Origin of the sequence: Streptomyces sp. NPDC006335 (assembly GCF_040612795.1) — a bacterium.
Taxonomy (GTDB): domain Bacteria; phylum Actinomycetota; class Actinomycetes; order Streptomycetales; family Streptomycetaceae; genus Streptomyces.
The window spans coordinates 281,120-301,023 of the sequence record NZ_JBEXQX010000009.1 but is presented as its reverse complement, the minus strand read 5'-3'; the positions used below and the strand labels follow the sequence as shown (position 1 = coordinate 301,023).

At 71.1% G+C, this 19,904-nt stretch carries 19 protein-coding genes and 1 tRNA gene; 11 read left to right on the top strand and 9 right to left on the bottom strand.

The genetic code is table 11. The annotated features are described in order from the left end of the window. Positions 1 to 6 precede the first annotated feature (6 nt). Together ABZ098_RS25695 and ABZ098_RS25690 are read left to right on the top strand one after the other, a co-directional pair. On the top strand, positions 7 to 1,347 hold the full coding sequence (locus ABZ098_RS25695; protein ID WP_356594862.1) for a PLP-dependent aminotransferase family protein: 1,341 nt from the start codon (positions 7 to 9) through the stop codon (positions 1,345 to 1,347). Between the two features lie 52 nt (positions 1,348 to 1,399). Next, positions 1,400 to 2,647: an MFS transporter gene (locus ABZ098_RS25690; RefSeq protein WP_356594860.1), complete on the top strand. Its 1,248-nt coding sequence runs from the start codon at positions 1,400 to 1,402 to the stop codon at positions 2,645 to 2,647. 72 nt (positions 2,648 to 2,719) lie between these two features. On the opposite strand, the gene ABZ098_RS25685 is transcribed toward ABZ098_RS25690, so the two are convergent. From ABZ098_RS25685 to ABZ098_RS25675, 3 genes are all read right to left on the bottom strand, one after another. After that, positions 2,720 to 3,553, bottom strand: a complete 834-nt coding sequence (locus tag ABZ098_RS25685; RefSeq protein WP_356594858.1) for a triphosphoribosyl-dephospho-CoA synthase — start codon at positions 3,551 to 3,553, stop codon at positions 2,720 to 2,722. Between the two features lie 9 nt (positions 3,554 to 3,562). After that, positions 3,563 to 4,519 (bottom strand): intradiol ring-cleavage dioxygenase, encoded by a 957-nt coding sequence (locus ABZ098_RS25680; RefSeq protein WP_356594856.1) that lies wholly within the window; start codon positions 4,517 to 4,519, stop codon positions 3,563 to 3,565. 102 nt (positions 4,520 to 4,621) lie between these two features. Further along, positions 4,622 to 5,062 carry an ATP-binding protein gene (locus tag ABZ098_RS25675; protein ID WP_356594854.1) on the bottom strand — a complete coding sequence of 147 codons (441 nt, stop codon included), beginning with the start codon at positions 5,060 to 5,062 and terminating at the stop codon, positions 4,622 to 4,624. A 230-nt stretch (positions 5,063 to 5,292) separates the two neighbouring features. Between ABZ098_RS25675 and ABZ098_RS25670 the strand changes: the two genes are divergently transcribed. The 9 genes from ABZ098_RS25670 to ABZ098_RS25630 all read left to right on the top strand — a co-directional run bounded on the left by ABZ098_RS25670 (position 5,293) and on the right by ABZ098_RS25630 (position 15,174). Beyond that, positions 5,293 to 6,123, top strand: a complete 831-nt coding sequence (locus tag ABZ098_RS25670; protein ID WP_356594852.1) for a hypothetical protein — start codon at positions 5,293 to 5,295, stop codon at positions 6,121 to 6,123. A gap of 124 nt (positions 6,124 to 6,247) precedes the next feature. After that, on the top strand, positions 6,248 to 6,991 hold the full coding sequence (locus ABZ098_RS25665; protein ID WP_356594850.1) for a YcnI family protein: 744 nt from the start codon (positions 6,248 to 6,250) through the stop codon (positions 6,989 to 6,991). Positions 6,992 to 7,067: 76 nt separating this feature from the next. Further along, positions 7,068 to 7,727, top strand: a complete 660-nt coding sequence (locus ABZ098_RS25660) for an SCO family protein (RefSeq protein WP_356594848.1) — start codon at positions 7,068 to 7,070, stop codon at positions 7,725 to 7,727. Continuing rightward, a complete protein-coding gene (locus ABZ098_RS25655) occupies positions 7,724 to 8,176 on the top strand; it encodes a copper chaperone PCu(A)C (protein ID WP_356594846.1) in 453 nt (150 codons plus the stop codon). The genes ABZ098_RS25660 and ABZ098_RS25655 overlap by 4 nt, the downstream gene beginning before the upstream one ends. Before the next feature lie 13 nt (positions 8,177 to 8,189). After that, a complete protein-coding gene (locus ABZ098_RS25650; RefSeq protein ID WP_356594844.1) occupies positions 8,190 to 10,202 on the top strand; it encodes a copper resistance protein CopC in 2,013 nt (670 codons plus the stop codon). 8 nt (positions 10,203 to 10,210) lie between these two features. Then, complete coding sequence (efeB, locus tag ABZ098_RS25645; RefSeq protein ID WP_356594842.1) at positions 10,211 to 11,488, top strand: iron uptake transporter deferrochelatase/peroxidase subunit; 1,278 nt, start codon at positions 10,211 to 10,213, stop codon at positions 11,486 to 11,488. A gap of 141 nt (positions 11,489 to 11,629) precedes the next feature. Continuing rightward, positions 11,630 to 12,562: a prephenate dehydratase gene (gene pheA, locus ABZ098_RS25640; RefSeq protein ID WP_356594840.1), complete on the top strand. Its 933-nt coding sequence runs from the start codon at positions 11,630 to 11,632 to the stop codon at positions 12,560 to 12,562. Positions 12,563 to 13,096: 534 nt separating this feature from the next. Next, positions 13,097 to 14,374 (top strand): serine--tRNA ligase, encoded by a 1,278-nt coding sequence (gene serS / locus ABZ098_RS25635; RefSeq protein WP_028808012.1) that lies wholly within the window; start codon positions 13,097 to 13,099, stop codon positions 14,372 to 14,374. After that, entirely contained in the window at positions 14,371 to 15,174 is an 804-nt protein-coding gene (locus tag ABZ098_RS25630) for an HAD family hydrolase (protein ID WP_356594838.1), read from the top strand. Before serS ends, ABZ098_RS25630 begins: the two co-directional genes overlap by 4 nt. Positions 15,175 to 15,521: 347 nt before the next feature. On the opposite strand, the gene ABZ098_RS25625 is transcribed toward ABZ098_RS25630, so the two are convergent. From ABZ098_RS25625 to ABZ098_RS25600, 6 genes are all read right to left on the bottom strand, one after another. After that, positions 15,522 to 15,609: transfer RNA gene (locus ABZ098_RS25625), tRNA-Ser, on the bottom strand. Between the two features lie 266 nt (positions 15,610 to 15,875). After that, on the bottom strand, positions 15,876 to 16,073 hold the full coding sequence (locus ABZ098_RS25620) for a hypothetical protein (protein WP_280850557.1): 198 nt from the start codon (positions 16,071 to 16,073) through the stop codon (positions 15,876 to 15,878). 97 nt (positions 16,074 to 16,170) lie between these two features. Further along, positions 16,171 to 16,890, bottom strand: coding sequence for an ABC transporter permease (locus ABZ098_RS25615; protein WP_125188451.1), 720 nt, complete (start codon positions 16,888 to 16,890; stop codon positions 16,171 to 16,173). Between the two features lie 10 nt (positions 16,891 to 16,900). Next, a complete protein-coding gene (locus tag ABZ098_RS25610; protein ID WP_356594835.1) occupies positions 16,901 to 17,812 on the bottom strand; it encodes an ABC transporter ATP-binding protein in 912 nt (303 codons plus the stop codon). Further along, positions 17,809 to 18,717: an ABC transporter permease subunit gene (locus tag ABZ098_RS25605; RefSeq protein ID WP_356594833.1), complete on the bottom strand. Its 909-nt coding sequence runs from the start codon at positions 18,715 to 18,717 to the stop codon at positions 17,809 to 17,811. Before ABZ098_RS25605 ends, ABZ098_RS25610 begins: the two co-directional genes overlap by 4 nt. Beyond that, complete coding sequence (locus ABZ098_RS25600) at positions 18,707 to 19,672, bottom strand: ABC transporter ATP-binding protein (protein ID WP_356595057.1); 966 nt, start codon at positions 19,670 to 19,672, stop codon at positions 18,707 to 18,709. The genes ABZ098_RS25605 and ABZ098_RS25600 overlap by 11 nt, the downstream gene beginning before the upstream one ends. Positions 19,673 to 19,904: the final 232 nt, after the last annotated feature.

Genomic DNA, 19,904 nt, shown 5'->3' with positions numbered 1-19,904 from the left:
GGTTCGGTGGACCTGCATCTGGAGGCCGACCCCGTCGACGGGCGTCGTGCCGGGCTTGAACGGGCCCTGCGCGACGCCGTGCGGGAGGGGCGGCTCGCTCCCGGCGCCCGGCTTCCCGCCACCCGGCGCCTCGCCGAGGAGCTGGGGGTGTCCCGGGGGACCGTGAAGGCGGCCTACGACCAGTTGGTCGCCGAGGGGTATCTGACCGCTCGGCAGGGATCGGGGACGGTCGTCGCTCCGCTGCCCGCCGCCGAAGCCGAACCGTCGCGGAGCGGGGCACGCGCGCGTGCCCCGCTTTTCGATCTGCGGCCCGGCAGTCCCGACGTCGGCGCCTTCCCCGTCGGCGCCTGGGTCAAGGCCCTGCGGCGGGCCGTCGCCACCGCGCCGGTCTCCGCGTACGACTACGGCGATCCCCTCGGCCGGATCGAACTGCGGACCGCCCTCGCGGAGTATCTCGGGCGGGCCCGCGGAGTCGTCGCCCCGCCCGAGCGGATCGTCGTCACCTCCGGGGCCGTGCAGGGGCTCGCGCTGCTCACGCGGGTTCTGGAGGGCGGGGCCGTCGCCATGGAGGACCCCGGGCTGCCCTTCCACCGGGATGTCGTACGGCGGGCCGGTGGACGGGTGGTGCCGGTGCCGGTCGACGAGCGGGGCGTCGAGGTCGACGGTCTCGGGGACCCCACGGCCGTCGTCGTCACCCCGGCCCACCAGTACCCGACCGGCGTGACGCTGCACCCCTCGCGGCGGCGGGCGCTGACCGACTGGGCACGCGCGCGTGGGGCGCTGATCGTCGAGGACGACTACGACGGGGAGTTCCGGTACGACCGGCAGCCCGTCGGCGCCCTGCAGGGAATGGCGCCGGGGCAGGTCGTCTACCTGGGGACGGCGTCCAAGACGCTCGGACCCGCGCTCCGGCTCGGGTGGATGGTGCTGCCGCCGCACCTCGTCGGGCCCGTCGCCGACGCCAAGCTGCACAGCGACCACAGCACCGAGGCCATCGGCCAGCTCGCGCTCGCCGAACTGATCCGCGGCCACGCCTACGACCGCCATGTGCGCGCGTGCCGGCTCAGATACCGGCGGCGCAGGGACCGGCTCGTGGAGCGGCTGGGGGCGCGGTGGCGGGTCCAGGGGATCGCGGCCGGACTGCACGCGCTGGTCGAGGTCGAGGACGAGACCGCGGTGCTGGCGCGGGCCGTGGCCGAGGGGCTCGCGGTGGGCTCTCTCCGGGAGCACTGGCACGCGGCGGGGTCTCGCGAAGGGCTCGTCGTGGGGTACGGGACACCTCGTGAGGGGGCGTACCCCGGGGCGCTGGAGACCCTGGCCCGGGTTCTGGAATTGGGCCACTCCTGAGGGCCCTTATTGGGTCTGCCGAGCGGTCCACCCTGCTTCTAGCGTGGTTCCCATGACGAACTCACTCGTCCCGCCCGCGGGGCCGCAACGTGTCCTGGCACTCGCCCAGTTGAGCAACTCCGTCGGGGACGGCGCCTACTACGTGACGTCGGCCCTCTACTTCACGCACGTCGTCGGCCTCGACCCCGCGCGCGTGGGGCTCGGACTGACCGTCGGGTGGGCGGTCGGGTCGGTGGTGGGAGTGCCGCTCGGACGGCTCGCGGACCGGCGCGGGGCGCGCGGCACGGCAGTGCTGCTGGCGCTCGCGACGGGGCTTGCGGTGGCGTCCTTCCTGGTGGTGCGGGACTTCGTGCCGTTCGTCCTGGCGGCCTGCGCCTACGCCTCCGCGCAGTCGGGGCTCGCGGCGGCCCGGCAGGCGCTGCTCGCGGGGCTGGTGTCCGCCGGGGAGCGGACCGGGCTGCTGGCCCACCTCCAGGCGACGCTCAACGCCGGGCTGGCGGTGGGCGCGGGGCTGGGCGGGCTCGCGCTGCACGCCGGCACGCGGGCCGCGTATCTCGGGGTGTTCGCGGTGGACGCGGTGAGTTTCGTGCTGTGCGCGGGGCTGCTGCTGCGGCTGCCGTCGGTGGCCCCTCGCGTGGCCGTGGACAAACGCCACGGCTCCGGGGTGCTGCGCGACCGGCCGTACGCCGTGATCACCCTGCTGAACACCGTCCTGCTGCTGCGGATGCCCCTGCTGAGCCTGGGGATCCCGCTGTGGATCGCCGAGCGGACCGCGGCTCCCACCTGGCTGGTCTCCGCGCTGTTCGTGCTCAACACCGGGGCCGTGATGGTGTTCCAGGTACGGATGGCCCGCGGGGTGACCGGGCTCGCGTCGGCCACGCGCGCGGTGCGGCGGTCGGGGTGGGTCATGCTGGCGGCCTGCGCGGTGTTCGCGCTGTCGGCGGGGGCCTCGCCGTGGGTGGCCGTGGGTGCGCTGGTCGTCGGGGCGGTGTTGCAGGTGGTGGCCGAGATGGGGCAGTCGGCCGGGTCCTGGCAGCTCTCCTTCGACCTCGCTCCGGCCGAGCGGGTCGGCGAGTACCAGGGGTTCTTCGGGACCGGGGTGACGGTGGCCCGGACCCTGGGACCACTCGTGCTGACGACCCTGCTGGTGGAGTGGGGCACGCCCGGGTGGCTGCTGCTCGGCGGAGCGACACTCGTGGCGTCGTACGCGATGGGCCCGGCGACCAGGCGGGCCGCCGGCCGAGCGTCGCGGGCGGGCGCCCCGGGGAGGGACGTCGAGGCGCCCGCGCTCGTGAACTGACGGACGCTCCCGACGGCCCCGCGCTCGACACCTACGCTCGACAACCGACCTACGCTCACCAACCGACCGGTGTCAGGCCGCCCTTGGATCGGCCTTGACCGGAAGCGCGTCCAGGAACAGGGCCCCCGCGAGCAGTCCCGCGCTGCCGCGGGGGCTCCACGCGCGCGCGTGGAGGTCGGCGTCGAGGGCGAGCAGGGCCGCGCGGCCCGCCTCCGTCGTCGTACCGCCCGCCGCCAGGACCTCGCGGGCGCCGGCCTGGACGTGACGGAGGCCCAACGGGCCCGCTGTGTGGAGGAGTTCGGTGTCCTGGAGCGTGGACATCACGGTGAGCAGGGCGTCCAGGCGGGCCTCGGCCTCGTCGGCGCCCGCCCGGCGGGACGTGGCCAGCGCGTCCAACGCCCGCCGTACGTGCGGGAATCCGGCCCGTGCCTCACCCCGGGCGCCCGCCGCGCCGTACTTCGCGGAGACCGAGGAGCCCCGGGAGGGCCGGCGCGGGGCCCGCTTGTCGCTGTGCGCGGCGATCTTCTTGGCGGCCAGGGCCACGTCCCCGGGCCGCGCCCCCGGGGCGAGGGCGGCCGCGGCGACCAGCAGACCGAGCGTCCACAGGGCACCGCGGTGGCCACCGCCGGCCAGGCCCACCGAGTGCTCGGTGCATCGGCCGATCGCGCCCAGCTCCGTCCGCAACCGGGGACTGGGCTCGCCCGTGCGACGGGCGGCGGCGGCCATCGCCGCGAGGCCGGGCGCGAGCGCCTTGGCCGACCAGCGCAGGGAACAGTGGTCCTGGCGCGTGGCACGGGCCCCGAGGTCACGCGGGTCTGGCAGGCCCGGCTTGGGAGCCAGGGCCAGCTGACCGGTCAACGCGTCCACGGCGGCCAGAGCCAGCGCCTCGTCCTCACGGCTGCTCATGGCCGTACCTCACGAGGACGCGGAGGCCGAGGGAGCGGCGCTTTCGGTCGGGGCACCGCTCGGGGGTTGGCCCGTCGGGGCGCCGCTCGGGGGTGTGCCTCCCTCGCCGCCACCGCCGCTGCCCGCGCCCGTGTTCTCGGCGTCCGGGTCCACGGCGAGGGTCAGGGAGCCCTTGTAGCCCTTGGACGGGTCGGTCCTGTGCACGGCCTTGAGGGTGAGCAGGCCGCTGGCGGCGCCGCCGCCGTCGTAGACCATGTCGTCGTCGAGGGCGGTGTAGCTGCCGGAGTGCCGGGAGTAGGGCTCCAGGGCGAAGACCTCCTCGGCGACCGTGTCGTCGAAGAAGAGCTGGCCGGTGTGGTTGACCTTGCCGCCCTCGTAGGTGCCGTCCTCCTTCTGGCCGCCGGTGTGCACCTTCACGTGGATGTGGCAGGTGCGCGGGGTGTACCAGCCCGGGAAGATCGTCTCGAACTTCACGACGCCGTTGGCGTTCGCGATCTGGTAGCCGCGCAGGTAGGTGGCGTCGTTCGCGGTCGAACCGTCCTCGCTCTCCGCGGGAGCGGAGCCGCCGGGGTTGGCGGTGGTGTAGCCGGAGTAGTAGCCCCAGGCGTCGCAGTGCCAGATCTCCACGGCCGCGCCCTTGACCGGGGTGCAGCCGTCGGTGGCGTCCACGACGGTCAGCCGCAGCGTCAGCGGCACCCCGCTCTTGCCCTCGGTGATGTCCTTCCTGACCAGGGCGCCGTCGAGGTAGTACGGCCCTTCGGTGACGCTCGACATGAGCGTCATGCACGCGCCGGTGCTCGTGGCGGAGGCGGTGGCCGTCGCCTCGGCGGTGCCTGTGGTGCCTGTGGTGTCGGCGAAGGCCGACTGGTAGCCGGCGACCGCGAGGCCGCCCGCCGCGACCGTTCCACCCGTCACCGCGAGGGCGCGGCGCCGGGTGAGGGTGGAGTTCCTGTGGTTTCCCGTCATGGGCAGGAACCTAGGAACCGTGCCCGTCAGGAGCGTGAGGGGAGGCTGTGCGCGAGCTGAGGATGCCGAAGATGCGGAAGCCGGAGTCCTCGGTTCTGCCGGTCACACCGCCATCAGCGGTGCGTCCTCCCGCCACTTGAGGATCTTGTCGAAACTCACCACGGCGCCCCGGCCCGGCTTGTTGCCGATCTGGACGTGGTCGGCGAGTTCGTGGATGAGACAGAGGCCGCGGCCGTGCTCCGCCTCCATGGGGGTGGGACGGGGCCGCACGGGCGAGAAGCCCGGGCCGGAGTCGGTGACTTCGATACGGCACTTCTCGCCGTCGAGGTAGGCGGTGACCCGGTACGCCTCCGTGGAGTCCTGCGGCCCGCTCTCCCCGCCGTGCTCCACGGCGTTGGCGCAGGCCTCGCTCAGGGCGAGGGAGAGGTCGTAGGAGACGTCCGGGTCGACGCCCGCGGTCTCCATGGTGCCGAGCAACAGGCGCCGGGCGAGTGGAACGCTCGCAGCCTCGCGCCGCAGATGGAGTGACCACCAGATGCTCATGCTCCAGCCTCCTGGCCGCGGCTCGACATACCGTTACGTATTGCCGCGCATGCCCGTCCGTAAGCACATCGTTGACGTGATGCCGCCCATATGGGGGATGTTTTGGGGGCAACTGACGGTGTATGTGGGGCAGCTTGGGTCAGAAGTGACCTTTCGGTCGTACTCCCCGTACGTCATCTTGTGGACCTGCCGTACGGCGCTCATCAGCCCAGTGCGATGATGAGCCCGCCATGACTGCCCCCCACGCGCGCTCCGGAGGGGATCTCCGGGTTCTGCGGGCCGCGGTGTTCGCCGCGGTCTGCGTCGTGCTGGCCGCGGCCGGTCACTCGATCGCCTCCTGCGCCACGGTTCCGCTGTGGACGCTCGGCGCGGGGTTCGCCGGGGCCGTGCTCGTCGTGGCACCTCTCGCCGGGCGCGAACGCTCACTGCCGGGGATCGCGACACTGCTCGCGGTCGGACAGACCGTGCTGCACGTGCTGTTCGGGCTCGGACAGCACGGCACGACGGCGATGTCCTCGTCGATGTCGATGCCCTCGTCCACGGGGTCCGTACAGTCGGCGTCCGACGCCGCACTGGTCCAGCAGGCCGCGCGGCTGCTGTGCGGGACCACCGCCGCGGCGATCAGCCCGGCGCGGGCGCAGAAGATCCTCACCGACGCCCGGCTCCATCCGGGCACGGGCACCACCGCGGTGCACCACTCCGCGGACACCACGACCGGCACCTCCGTCTGGCCGTCCCTGACGATGGTCCTCGGGCACGTCCTCGCGGCGGTCGTCGCCGGATGGCTGCTGCGGCGCGGGGACCTGGCGCTGCTGCGGCTCGCCGAACTGTCCACGTGCTCGGCGCAAGCGGTCGCGGAAGGGGCGCTCGTACGGTCCCTGCGCGGGGCGCTCGCGCTGGTGCGTGCCCTGCGCGCGGGGCTGCCGGGGGCTCCCGAGGCCGGACCGCGCGCTCCGCTGGCGGAGGCGCTCGCGCCGCCCCGACCGCGTACCGCGGCACTCCAGCACACGGTGATCAGGCGCGGGCCGCCGGCCGCCGCCGGACTCGTTCTCGCCGCCTGACGCGACGCGACCACCGCTCCACTTCCCGAGGGAGATGAGAAAGGGGCCGCCGTCGTGCGGCACGCGCGTGTGCGCACGCGTATCCCTCTCCACAGGAATCCCTTTCACAAGCGGAGTGCTCTTCATGAAGGCTTCTCGTCTCGCCGCCACCGGTGCCGTCGCCGCCACCGCCGTCAGTGCCGTCGTCGTCTTGTCCTCACCCGCCTTCGCGCACGTCACCGTGCAGCCCGAGGGCACCGCCGCCAAGGGCGGCTACGCGGTCGTGGACTTCAAGGTCCCCAACGAGCGCGACAACGCCTCCACCACCAAGCTCGAGGTCAACTTCCCGACCGACCACCCGCTGGCCTCGGTGATGCCGGAGCCGATGCCGGGCTGGAAGATCGAGGTCACCAAGTCCAAGCTCGCCAAGCCCCTCGAACTGCACGGCGAGCAGATCACCGAGGCCGTCTCCAAGGTCACCTGGACCGCCACCGGCAAGGACGGCGGCATCCGGCCCGGCTACTTCGAGAAGTTCCCGGTCTCCGTCGGCGCCCTGCCCGAGGACGCCGACGAACTGGTCTTCAAGGCGATCCAGACGTACTCCAACAAGGAGGTCGTGCGCTGGATCGAGGTCCAGGAGGACGGCGCGGAGGAGCCCGAGACGCCGGCCCCCGTCCTCGCCCTGTCCGCGGCCTCCGAGGACGGTCACCACGGCTCGGCCGCCGAGGACGCGGACGACAAGACCGAGAACGCCGCCGCGACCACCGAGGCCGCCGACGGCGACAGCAGCGACACCACCGCCCGTGTCCTCGGCGTGGTCGGCATCGTCATCGGCGCCCTGGGCGTGGCCTACGGAGTGCTCGCCGGCCGCCGGCGCAGCGACGCCTGACCTGTATCCCGGGAGGCGAGCCGGGGCCGTAGGGCCCCGGCGCGCACCGAAATTCTTACATCTGGGACATTTTGATATGCGCAAGAAGACGTTCGCCGCGGCCGCGCTGCTCGCCGCCGCCACCCTGACCCTCTCCGCCTGCGGCAGCGGTGACGACAGCGGCAGCTCGCCCGTCTCCGTGGTCTCGGAGGAGGCCGGTTCGGACAAGGCGGCCACCGTCCTCGACCAGCCGTTCGAGAAGCCGGACCTGGTCCTCACCGACACCAAGGGCGAGAAGTACGACCTCCGCAAGGAGACGAAGGGCAAGCCCACCCTGGTCTACTTCGGCTACACCCACTGCCCCGACATCTGCCCGCTGACGATGAACAACATCGCCGTCGCGAAGAAGCAGCTCCCCAAGGCCGAGCAGGACAAGCTGGCCGTCGTGTTCGTCACCACCGACCCGGCCCGCGACACCCCGGCCGAGCTCGGCAAGTGGCTCAAGGGCATCGACACCACCTTCGTGGGCCTGACCGGCGACTTCGCCACCATCCAGGCGAGCGCCCGCACCCTCGGCATCTCCATCGAGCCCACCCACAAGGACAAGAAGACCGGCAAGACCGTCTCCGTCCACGGCACCCAGGTCGTCGCCTTCTCCCCGAAGACCGACAAGGGGTACGTCCTGTACGGCGAGGACGCCACCGTCGACGACTACACCAAGGACCTGCCCAAGATCATCAAGGGGCAGAACCCGTGAACCGTTCGTCCACCGGGCTCGCCGTCCTGACGGGGGCGGCCCTGCTGCTGGGCGGCTGTTCGGATTCCGGCGGCTCCTCGGGAAGCCTCACCGTCTCCGGCGCCTACATCCCTCAGCCCGTCTCGGCCGACATGGCCGCCGGGTTCCTGACCATCTCCAACTCCGGCTCGTCGAAGGACGAGCTGACCTCGGTCACCAGCAAGGACGGCGAGGTCACCATGCACGAGACCAACGGCGGCGCGATGGAGGAGGTCACCCGCCTCCCCGTCCCGGCCCACGGTCAACTCGTGTTCAAAAGCGGCGCCAACCATCTGATGTTCGACAAGCTGAAGCAGGCGCCGAAGCAGGGTCGGACGGTCACCGTCGAACTGCACTTCGCCAAGTCCGACCCCGTCGTCGTGAAGATGCCGGTGAAGTCGGCGACCTACGTCCCGAAGACCGGACACTGAGGGAGGGACCACCTTGACGCAGACCATCGCCCCCCGCGTCCGGACCCTGGTACTGCTGCTCCTGGCCGCCTGCGGCCTGCTGCTCACCACGGCCGGCCCTGCCTCCGCGCACGCCGCGCTCACCGGCAGCGACCCCCAGCAGGGGGTGGTGGTCGACAAGGCACCCGACCAGGTCTCGCTGACCTTCTCCGAGAAGGTCGCCCTGTCGAACGACTCGCTGCGCGTCCTCGACCCCAAGGGCAAGGCCGTCCAGGAGGGCAAGCCGTTCGAGGTCAGCGGCACGACGTACGCCGTGAAACTCCACAGCGGACTGCCCGACGGCACCTACACCGTCACCTACCAGGTGGTTTCCGCCGACAGCCATCCGGTCGCCGGTGCCTTCACCTTCTCCATCGGCGCCCCCTCCACCACCTCCGTCTCCGTCTCCGGGGACACGGCGGGCGGCGGGGTCGTCGGCTGGCTGTACGGCTTCGGACGGTACATGTCGTACGCCGGTTTCATCGTGCTGGTCGGCGGCGCCGCCTTCGTGCTCGGCTGCTGGCAGCGCGGCGCCGGAGTGCGGCCCATGCAGCGGCTCGTCGTCGGCGGCTGGCTCACGCTCACCGCGTCCACCCTGCTGCTGCTCCTGCTGCGCGGCTCCTACACGGGCTCCGGGAAGGTCGGGGACGTCTTCGACCTGGACCTGCTCGGGAACGTGCTCCAGACCAAGGCGGGCGCGGCCCTCGTCTCCCGGCTGCTGCTCCTCGCGGCGGCGGCCCTGTTCATCTCCGTGCTCTTCGGGGCCTACGACAAGCGCGAGGACGAGGAGAAGCGGGACCTCACCTTCGGGCTCGCGATCGGCGGGACCGTCGTCGCGGCCGGGCTCGCGGCGAGCTGGGCGATGGCCGAGCACGCCTCGGTCGGCCTCCAGGCCGGCATCGCGATGCCCGTCGACGTCGTCCACCTGCTGGCCGTCGCCGCCTGGCTCGGCGGGCTGACCGCGCTGCTCGTCGCGCTGTACCGCTCCGAGGCGCCGATCGAGTCGGCCGCCGTACGACGGTTCTCCCAGGTCGCGTTCGGCAGCGTCGTCGCGCTGGTCGCGACCGGCGTCTACCAGTCCTGGCGGCAGCTCGGCTCGTGGTCGGCGTTCACCGGGACCCGGTACGGACAGTTGCTGCTGGTCAAGATCGGGCTGGTGGCGCTGCTGGTCGGCATCGCGTTCATCTCACGGCGGTGGACCGCGCAGCTCGCGGACACGGTGGTGCAGCGGGGGAAGCGGGCGCAGCAGAAGGAGCGGGTCGGGGCGAGTGCCTCCGGCTCCGGCTCCGGCAAGTCCGCGAGCGCCTCGGGCTCCGGCAGGTCCAAAGGGGCCGCGGGCTCCAAGGGGAGCGGGTCCAAGGGTGCCGAGTCGAAGGGCGCCGGTGCCAAGGGTGCCGGTTCCAACGGCTCCGGTGACCCCAAGCGGGCCGCTCAGCTCGCCCGGCAGCAGGCCGCGATGGACTCCGCACGGCAGAAGCGGACCCGGGACGCCGATCCGCACCGGTTCGGGCTGCGCCGCTCGGTGCTGGCCGAGGCGGGGGTCGCGGTCGTCCTGCTGGCGGTCACGACCGTGCTGACGCAGACCGAACCCGGCCGTACGGAGGAGGACGCCAAGGCAGCCAAGGCGGCATCCTCCTCGTCCTCCTCGTCCTCGGCTGCCGGGTCCGGCGCGGTGACCCTGGACATGTCCTTCGACACCGCCGGCACCGACGGCAAGGGCGTCGTGACGGTCGACTTCGACCCCGCGCGCGTGGGCGGCAACGAAATGCACGTCTACGTCCAGCGGCCCAACGGCCGGGCCTTCGACATCCCCGAGGTGAAGGTCGCCCTCACCCTGGAAGCCAAGAAGATCGGGCCACTGGCCGTCACCCCCGACCGCATCGCCACGGGCCACTGGTCGGCGAGCAACGTGCAGATCCCCATGGCGGGCGACTGGAAGGTCGCCGTGACCGTGCGGACCTCCGACATCGACCAGACGACCGTCTCCAAGAACGCGCAGATCGGCTGAACCGCACCATGGCTGAACAGTCCTTTCCCGTCGTCGACGAAGGCGCCTGCCCGGAGGAGAGTCCCGCTTCCGGGCAGGGCATCTCACGGCGTGCCCTGCTCGGCACCGCCGGGGCCACCGGTCTCGTCCTCGGGGCGGCCGGCGCGGCCGCGGGCTATGCCGCCGCACCCGCCGCGGCGACTCCCCTGGCCTCGGTCGGCAGTAACGAGGTGATGTTTCACGGGAAACATCAGCCGGGCATCACCGAGGGCCTCCAAGCGCGCGGCCACCTCGTCGCCTTCGACCTGGCGGCGGGCGCCGGCCGCAAGGAGGCCGCCGCACTGCTGCGCCGCTGGTCGCAGACGGCTCAGCGGCTGATGGCGGGGGAGGCTCCCGGGTCCCACGACACGGATGTGGCCCGGGACGCCGGGCCCTCCGCTCTGACGCTGACCTTCGGCTTCGGGCACAGCTTCTTCTCCCGCACCGGGTTGGAGAAGCAGCGACCGGTCGCCCTCGACCCGCTCCCCGACTTCTCCTCCGACCAGCTCGACAAAACCCGCAGCAACGGCGATCTGTGGGTGCAAATCGGCGCCGACGACGCCCTGGTCGCCTTCCACGCCCTGCGCGCGGTCCAGAAGGACGCGGGCAGCGCGGCGAAGGTCCGCTGGCAGATGAACGGCTTCAACCGCACGCCCGGGGCCACGGCCCACCCCATGACGGCCCGCAACCTCATGGGCCAGCTGGACGGCACCCGCAATCCCAAGCCGGGCGAGTCCGACTTCGACCAGCGCGTCTTCGTCCCGGAGTCCGGCACACCCGCGTGGATGGCCAACGGCTCCTACGCGGTCGTACGACGGATTCGGATGCTGTTGGACGACTGGGAGAAGCTGTCCCTCGGGACCCAGGAGGCCGTCATCGGGCGCCGCAAGGCCAATGGCGCGGCTCTCTCCGGGGGCTCCGAGACGACCCCGATGGACCTGGAGAAGACGGACGCCAAGGGCGATCTCCTCGTCCCGGTGAACGCGCACGCCCGGATCACCCGGCCCGACCAGAACGGGGGCGCGGCCATCCTGCGCCGCCCGTTCTCGTACCACGACGGCATCGACGCGGACGGGACACCGGACGCGGGTCTGCTGTTCGTCTGCTGGCAGGCGGACCCGCTGCGCGGTTTCGTCCCGCTCCAGCGCAAGCTCGACCGCGGGGACGCGCTCTCCCAGTACATCCGGCACGAGTCGAGCGGGCTGTACGCGGTACCGGGCGGGGCGGCGCAGGGGGAGTACGTGGGGCAGTCGCTGCTGGAGGGGTGAGGGCCCGGGGCGGGCGTGCGAGGTGGGGGTGGGGGTCACGCGAACGTCGGAAGCGGCCCGTCGGTCACGCCGTTTCACTCAGCGGAGGGGCACTCGTGAGACAGGTGCCTCCCGTTCCACAAGGGCCATTAGGGTGAGGTCATGCCAGCGAGCTATGCGTATCTCGGCCCTGAGGGGACCTTCACCGAAGTCGCGTTGCGAACGCTTCCCGAGGCGGCGACCCGGGAGCTGATCCCGTACGTGTCGGTGCAGTCCGCGCTGGACGCGGTGCGCACGGGCGAGGCCGAGGCCGCGTTCGTGCCGATCGAGAACTCCGTCGAGGGCGGCATCACCACCACGCTCGACGAACTGGTCGCGGGCGCCCCGCTGATGATCTACCGCGAGGTGCTGCTGTCGATCACCTTCGCGCTGCTGGCCAGGCCGGGCACCGCGCTCACGGACATCAAGACGGTCTCCGCGCACCCGGCCGCCCAGCCGCAGGTGCGCAACTGGCTGAAGAGGAACCTCCCGGACGTCCGCTGGGAGTCCGCCGCCTCGAACGCGGACGCGGCCCGGCTGGTCCAGGAGGGCCAGTACGACGCGGCCTTCGCCGGCGAGTTCGCGGCCGCCCGCTACGGCCTGGAAGCGCTGGAGACCGGGATCCACGACGCCGAGAACGCGCAGACGCGGTTCGTGCTGGTCGGCCGCCCGGCCCGGCCCGCCGCGCCGACCGGGGCCGACGAGACCTCCGTCGTGCTGTGGCAGCGCGACGACCACCCCGGTGGACTGCGCGACCTGCTCGGCGAGTTCGCCACCCGCGGTATCAACCTGATGCTGCTCCAGTCCCGGCCCACGGGCGCGGGCATCGGCAACTACTGCTTCTGCATCGACGCCGAGGGCCACATCACCGACCGCCGGGTGGCGGAGGCGCTGATGGGGCTGAAGCGGATCTGCCACGAGGTGCGGTTCCTCGGTTCGTACCCGCGTGCGGACAAGGAACCGGCGGATCTGGGGGCGCCCCTGACCGGCACCTCGGACGAGGAGTTCATGGCCGCCTCGGACTGGGTGGCCCGCTGCCAGGACGGCCGCTTCTAGAGCCGGTCCTACCTGCAGATTTTAGTTATCCACAGGAGTTATCCACAGGTCCGCTTCTCGACCTGGGGACAAGTCGACAACAAAAGGTGACCCTGTCGACAAATCGCCCCTCAGGGCACATCGGTGTCCACACGCGCGCACGTCACCCTTCGTCCACTGTTTTCCTTTAGGTAATCCTTTGGAGTGAGCACTTTCCACTCGAAAGTAGGGGTAGAAGTGGGTTTGCGTCGGGAATCCTCGGCGTGATCCCCAGCTTTCGGAGTGATCCATTCCGAAATCCACAGATCTTCCGCACACCCTGTGGATAACTTTTCGGCGGGTGTGGATTCCTGTGGACAACCATGCGCCAAGTCCCGCTCGCCGCAAGGGAGTCGGGTCAACCCGACTCCTCGCGCGTGCTTCGTCCCAGGGACCCGGCCGCACCTTTCATTGACACGCTCCGCAATTCACCCATAACGGTACGTAAGGCAAGATTTGGCGCGACCGGGAATAGTGAGTCGTGGGCCGTATCCCCGCACCGGTAGCCTTGGCCGCGTGATTGACCTTCGCCTGCTCCGTGAGGACCCCGACCGAGTGCGCGCGTCCCAGCGCGCCCGTGGAGAGGACGTCGCCCTCGTCGACGCCCTCCTGTCTGCCGACGAGCGGCGCAGGTCGTCCGGCGTCCGCTTCGACGAGCTGCGTTCCGAACAGAAGTCGCTCGGCAAGCTCATCCCCAAAGCCACTCCGGAGGAGCGCGCCGAGCTGCTCCAGAAGGCGGAGCAGCTCAAGGCCGACGTCAAGGCCGCCGAGGCCGCGCAGAACGACGCCGACGAGGAGACCAAGCGCCTCGCACTCCAGCTCGGCAACCTCGTCCACCCCGACGTCCCCGTGGGCGGCGAGGAGGACTTCGTCGTCCTGGAGACGCACGGCACCATCCGCGACTTCGGCGCCGAGGGCTTCGAGCCCAAGGACCACCTGGAGCTCGGCGAGGCGCTGGGCGCCATCGACGTCGAGCGCGGCGCGAAGGTGTCCGGCTCGCGCTTCTACTACCTGACGGGCGTCGGCGCGCTGCTGGAGCTCGCGCTCGTCAACGCGGCGATCGCGCAGGCCACCGAGGCCGGCTTCACACCTATGCTCACCCCCGCGCTGGTCCGCCCGCGCGCGATGGAGGGCACCGGCTTCCTCGGCCAGGCCGCGGAGAACGTGTACCACCTGGAGAAGGACGACTACTACCTGGTCGGCACCTCCGAGGTCCCGCTCGCCGCCTACCACATGGACGAGATCCTGGACGCCGACAAGTTGCCGCTGCGCTACGCCGGCTTCTCGCCGTGCTTCCGCCGCGAGGCCGGCACCTACGGCAAGGACACCCGGGGCATCTTCCGCGTGCACCAGTTCGACAAGGTCGAGATGTTCTCCTACGTCGCCCCCGAGGACGCGGAGAACGAGCACAAGCGGCTCCTGGACTGGGAGAAGCAGTGGCTGACCGGTCTTGAACTGCCGTTCCAGGTCATCGACGTGGCCTCGGGCGACCTGGGCTCCTCCGCCTCGCGCAAGTACGACTGCGAGGCGTGGATCCCGACCCAGGGCAAGTACCGCGAGCTGACCTCGGCCTCCAACTGCGACGGCTTCCAGGCCCGCCGCCTGTCCGTCCGTATGCGGGACGGCAAGAAGGTCCAGCCGCTGGCGACGCTCAACGGCACGCTGTGCGCCGTTCCGCGCACGATCGTGGCCATCCTGGAGAACCACCAGCTCGCCGACGGCTCGGTGCGGGTGCCCGAGGTGCTGCGTCCGTACCTGGGCGGCCGGGAGCTGCTGGAGCCGGTCGCCAAGTGAGCCGACCCTTTCCGTACCGGCTGATCGCCACCGACCTCGACGGAACGCTCCTGCGCTCCGACGAGTCGGTCTCCCGGCGCACCCGTGACGCGCTCGCCGCGGCCACGGCGGCGGGTGCCGCCCACATCGTCGTGACGGGGCGCGCTGTCCCCTGGACCCGGCACATCCTCGACGACCTCGGTTACGACGGTCTCGCGGTCTGCGGGCAGGGGGCGCAGGTGTACCACGCCGGGGAGCACCGTCTGCTGACGTCGGTGACGCTGGACCGGCAGCTCGCGGGCGTGGCCCTCGCGAAGATCGAGGCGGAGGTCGGCCCGCTGTACCTGGCGGCCAGCCGTGACGGCCTCGAGGGCGACGTGCTGGTCGGGCCGGGATACGCGGTGACGGGGAAGTTGCCGTCGATGCCGTTCACGGACGCGTCGGATCTGTGGGCCGCCCCGCTGAACAAGATCTACATACAGCATCCGGAGCTGTCGGACGACGAACTGGCCGAGGCGGCCCAGCGGGCCGCCGGCGGTTTCGTCACGGTGGCGATGGCGGGCGCGGGCATCGTCGAACTGCTCCCGCTGGGCCTGTCGAAGGCGACCGGCCTGTCCCTGGCGGCCCGCCGCCTGGGGCTGAAGGCCGCGGACACGATCGCCTTCGGCGACATGCCCAACGACATCCCGATGTTCGCCTGGGCGTCCTACGGCGTGGCGATGGCCGACGCGCACGAGGACCTCAAGGCGGTGGCCGACGAGGTGACGTCCTCCCACGAGGAGGACGGGATCGCGGTGGTCCTCGAGCGGCTGCTGAGCTGACGCCTACGGCGCATCCGGCCGGACCGCCGGGAGCTCGTCGTACGACAGCAGCGCATGCACCGGCCCCCCGGGGCGTGGCCTTCCGGCCCGAGCTGATCGACGATCACGCTGCACCCGGCCCACCGGCCACCGCACTCCTCGACCATGTCCCGGGCAGCGGCCGCCTGCTGGCCGGTCTCGATCCAGGCGGAGCCGGCGGTAGTCCGGTGCGGTGGTCCGCTCGCTCTTCCGGCCGGGGAACAGACCTCGCCCTTCCGAACGGGCACGAAGCCGACCCCCAGCTCAACTCCGGGCCTTCTTGCCACTTGGGCCCGTACGCCCGGTCAGATCCCAGCGACTACGTCTTGCGGAGGATGCACGAATCGAACGTGCGCGGGCTTTCCAGGCCCGACCTTGGCTTAGCAAGCCAGTGCCTTACCACTCGGCCAATCCTCCGGGTGGGCGGCCTCACGCGAGAGCGACATCGCGTGCTCGAAGCGGCCGCCCCGGGCTGCCTGCGCAGGGACTCGACGGTGGCGTAACTACACCGGAGTCCTCCGCCGGCCGCCCTGACGGGAGCTGGACGTACTGTCGTGCATGGACATCGCCCGGCTCCTCTCCCAGATCGCGGCGCCGGACCGTCGTCCGGCGGTGTGGACACAACCACTGTGCCCGGACGACGAGTTGGGCGCCACCGATTAAATACGGCCGCGTGTTCGAACCTACCGGCGCCGCCACCGCCGCCGGCGCTTGCTGAAGAACCACCCGGCAGGGGGCTCGTCGGAGCGCCAGGGCTGCGGTTCGGGCTCCTCCTCGCGCCAGCGCGCCGCCAGCATCCGGGCGCGGGCAGACGGCTCGGTCGTCCCGGCGGACCGTATGAAGTCCTCGTCCAGGACGAGGTCGTCCCAGTCGTCTGCCATGCCCGTTCCCTTCCACTCGCAAGCCGGACATTCCCCCTTGTCCAGTGTGGCCGGACAACGGTGAGGTCCCCGTCAATAAGCGGGACGTCAGGGGCTCTTACTCCTCGCCCGCCAGCGTCAGCGACCGCAGCTTCTGTCCCGCGTACCAGGTCGCGAGGACGGTCACCACGACCAGCAGCACCGTGGCCGTCGGCAGGCTCACGTCCGAGGTGACCAGGTCCCCGCCCGCGACCTTGTGGGCGACGGCCAGCGACCACTGCTGGACGCTCAGGGTCTTCGCCCCGGAGACCAGGGAGCCGAACAGGGCCTCCCAGACCAGCGCGTAGACGAGCCCGAACACCACCGCGTGCCGGGACACCGTGCCGAGCAGCAGGAAGAGCGCCGCGTAGGCGATCGAGGAGACCAGTGCGGCCACCGTGTAGGCGACGGCGATCTGCTGGCCGTTGCCGTTGAGGATGAAGCCCGCGATCAGCGTCGGCAGGGCCGAGAACACCATCGTCACGGCGATCGCCACGATCAGCTTGGTGAAGATGATCGTCGGACGTTTGACCGGCTTGGACAGCAGGTACACCACCGATCCGTCGTCGATCTCCGGACCGATCGCGCCGGTTCCCGCGATGACGCCGATGATCGGCACCATGGTGGCGAGCGCGAGCCCGCCCAGCAGGTCGGAGGCGGTCTGGTCGTCGGCGCCGACGAGACCGCGCACGATCACGGAGATCAGGATCAGCAGCGCCGGCAGGGCGCCCAGGATGAGGGCCCGGCGGCGGCCGAGCAGGGCCCGGTAGGTGAGTCGGGCGACTGTGGGGTCGTACATCTTCGGCCTCCTACGCCGCTACGAGATACGAGAAGACGGACTCGAGCGACTCGTCGGACGGCGAGACCGTGAGCAGCCGGATGCCGTGGTCGCGCGCGACCTTGGGCAACAGTGCGGTGAAGCGGCCGAAGTCGACGGCCTGGACGCGCAGCGCGCCCTCCGTCAGGTCGACCTCGATGCCGGACGTGGACGGGTCGGCGATCAGCGCGGCCGCGAGCGCGCGGTCGTCGCTGGAACGCACCAGGTAGCGGTGTGGACGGTCCGTCATCAGGCGGCGGATCCTGCGGAAGTCGCCGCTGGCCGCGTGCCGGCCCGCGACGACGACCTCGATGTGCCAGGCGAGCTGCTCGACCTCTTCGAGGATGTGCGAGGAGAACAGCACGGTGCGGCCCTCGTCGCCCATGCGCCGCAGCAGGTCCATCAGCTGCATGCGCTGGCGCGGGTCCATTCCGTTGAACGGCTCGTCGAGCAGGAGCAGCGAGGGGTCGTGGACCAGCGCGGACGCCATCTTCACGCGCTGGCGCATGCCCTTGGAGTACGTGGAGATCTTGCGGTCCTGCGCGTACTCCATCTCGACCGTGGCCAGCGCCTTCTGGGCGGCCTTGGCGCCGAGTCCGTGCAACTCGGCGTTGGCGACGACGAATTCGCGGCCGGTGAGGAAGTCGTACATCGCCTCGCGCTCGGGGACGATGCCGATGTGCTGGTAGATGGCCTCGTTGCGCCACACCTGCTGTCCGTCGAGGGTGACGGTGCCGGTGGAGGGGGCGAGGAAGCCGCCCATCATGTTGATGAGGGTGGACTTTCCGGCGCCGTTGGGGCCGAGGAGGCCGGTGACGCCGGGGCCGATCGTCATGGTGACGTCGTTGACGGCGACCACGTTGCCGAACCAGCGGGAGACATGGTCGATCTGGAGCGTGGTCACAGTCCCACCTTCTTGTAGCGGCGCACCAGGAGGCCGTAACTGGCGGCGATCAGGCCGAGGGTGAGCAGGACGTACACCACGCCCTGCCCGGTCGAGGGGCCGTGTCCGCCCGGCAGGGCCGCGGTCGCGCCCAGGAACGCGGACTGCACGCCGTCGATCAGCGTGACCGGCGAGAACAGGCCGATCCAGGGAATGGCGGATGTGCTGCCCTGGGCGTCGGCGATGGCCTGGAGGGTGGTGACGGCGCCGTAGGAGATGGTGAAGACGGCGATCACGGCAGCGATGCCGAAGCCGCGGCGCGGGGTCACCGACGCGATGACCAGGCCGATACCGGCGAAGAGCAGCGAGAGCAGCGCCACGGAGACGAGTCCCTGACCGAATCCCTTGGTCTGGTCGGTGAAGTCCAGCTTGGCCAGCAGCGCGCCCACGTAGAGCACGATCAGCGGGGCGGCGGTCAGGATGAACATCGCGCTGGCCAGTGCCGCGTACTTCGCGCGTACGTAGTCGGCGGTCTCGATCGGCCGCGAGAAGTACAGCGGAACGGTCTTGAAGCGCAGGTCGCGCGAGACGGACTGGGGCGCCTGCGAGGCGACGTACAGGCAGATCACGGACTGCATGATGATCGCGTAGCGGGTGTAGTCGACCGGCAGGTCGTTCGCCTTGGTGGCGACGGCGACGGCCACCATGATGGCCGCGGGCACGCACATCACCGCGAACAGCAGCATCGGCAGGACCTTGGACTTGACCGAGCGGCCGAGGCCGTAGGCGCCGCGCAGGGACTGCGAGTAGAGCGAGCGGGTGGCGTAGGACCGGCCGAGGCGGGGGCCGTCGTAGGCGCGGTAGCCGATGTTGTGGATGCGGGTCTGGTCGCCCGCGGGGGCGGTGACCGGGTGCTCAACTGCCATGGCCGACGGCCTCCTTCCGCTGCTCGTCCTCGTTCGTGAAGACTTCCGAGATGTGGTGCCTGCGCTGCTCCATGCGGACCAGGCCGAGGCCGAGGTCGGCGACGACGTCCCGGACGACGTCGTAGGTCTCCTCGCCCTGCGCGGTCAGCAGCAGGATGTGGCCGGCGCCCGGCAGACCGCTCTGGGCGTCGAGGATCTCCACCCCGCGCGCGTGGAGCGCCTCGCGCACCGCGCGGGTGCCGTCCGGGTGCTCGTCGGTGTCGGTGACCTCGACCGCGAGGGTCGTCGTGGTCTGCGTGAAGTCGGTGGTGGAGCTGGAGCGCAGGAGCTTGCCGCCGTCGATGACGACGACGTGGTCGCAGGTGCGCTCCAGCTCGCCCAGCAGGTGCGAGGTGACCAGGACCGAGATGCCGAAGTCGGTGTAGATCCGGCGGATCAGGCCCAGCATGTCGTCGCGGCCGACCGGGTCGAGGCCGTTGGTCGGCTCGTCGAGGAAGACCAGCTGCGGGTCGTGCACCAGGGCCTGGGCGAGCTTCACGCGCTGCTTCATACCGGTGGAGTAGCCGCCGATGGGGCGGTAGCGCTCCTCGTACAGGCCGACATGGCGCAGGGTGTCCGCGGTGCGCTCGCGGGCGGCGGTGGGCGGCAGGCCGGACATGCGGGCCATGTGCACGACGAACTCGGTGGCCGAGACGTCGGGCGGCAGGCAGTCGTGCTCCGGCATGTAGCCGACCCGCTCGCGGATGGCGGCGCCCTTGGTCGCGACGTCGAGCCCGAGCACTTCGGCGCGGCCCTCGGTGGCGGGGGACAGACCCAGGAGGATCTTGATCATGGTGGACTTGCCGGCTCCGTTGGCGCCGACGAGTCCGGTAACACCGGGTCCGACGTCCAAGGAGAGCCGGTCAAGCGCGGTCACCCGGGGGAACCGCTTGCTCAGGCTTTCGGTCGCGATCACAGTCACATCCCCGACAGTAGTGACGCGGACCACTCGGGTCGTCACCCCGCAGAGCTGGATCGGCATCAGACTCCAGGTGTACGGGCACCTAAGGGTCACCCTGAAGTCCAACAACGGGGCCTCCGTTTTCCACATCGGCCGGTTTTTCCACAGCCCGACCCGGCCCTATTGACGCAACCTCCAATGACTGTCACATTCGCCAGTGTCACGTTACGGACACGTACCGCGGTCG

Excerpts from the sequence above, each read along its gene's own strand:
- ABZ098_RS25690 (WP_356594860.1), top strand. The coding sequence starts at position 1,400 with ATGACGAACTCACTCGTCCCGCCCGCGGGGCCGCAACGTGTCCTGGCA.
- ABZ098_RS25685 (WP_356594858.1), bottom strand. The coding sequence starts at position 3,553 with ATGAGCAGCCGTGAGGACGAGGCGCTGGCTCTGGCCGCCGTGGACGCG.
- ABZ098_RS25680 (WP_356594856.1), bottom strand. The coding sequence starts at position 4,519 with ATGACGGGAAACCACAGGAACTCCACCCTCACCCGGCGCCGCGCCCTC.
- ABZ098_RS25675 (WP_356594854.1), bottom strand. The coding sequence starts at position 5,062 with ATGAGCATCTGGTGGTCACTCCATCTGCGGCGCGAGGCTGCGAGCGTT.
- ABZ098_RS25670 (WP_356594852.1), top strand. The coding sequence starts at position 5,293 with ATGACTGCCCCCCACGCGCGCTCCGGAGGGGATCTCCGGGTTCTGCGG.
- ABZ098_RS25665 (WP_356594850.1), top strand. The coding sequence starts at position 6,248 with ATGAAGGCTTCTCGTCTCGCCGCCACCGGTGCCGTCGCCGCCACCGCC.
- ABZ098_RS25660 (WP_356594848.1), top strand. The coding sequence starts at position 7,068 with ATGCGCAAGAAGACGTTCGCCGCGGCCGCGCTGCTCGCCGCCGCCACC.
- efeB (WP_356594842.1), top strand. The coding sequence starts at position 10,211 with ATGGCTGAACAGTCCTTTCCCGTCGTCGACGAAGGCGCCTGCCCGGAG.
- pheA (WP_356594840.1), top strand. The coding sequence starts at position 11,630 with ATGCCAGCGAGCTATGCGTATCTCGGCCCTGAGGGGACCTTCACCGAA.
- ABZ098_RS25620 (WP_280850557.1), bottom strand. The coding sequence starts at position 16,073 with ATGGCAGACGACTGGGACGACCTCGTCCTGGACGAGGACTTCATACGG.
- ABZ098_RS25615 (WP_125188451.1), bottom strand. The coding sequence starts at position 16,890 with ATGTACGACCCCACAGTCGCCCGACTCACCTACCGGGCCCTGCTCGGC.
- ABZ098_RS25605 (WP_356594833.1), bottom strand. The coding sequence starts at position 18,717 with ATGGCAGTTGAGCACCCGGTCACCGCCCCCGCGGGCGACCAGACCCGC.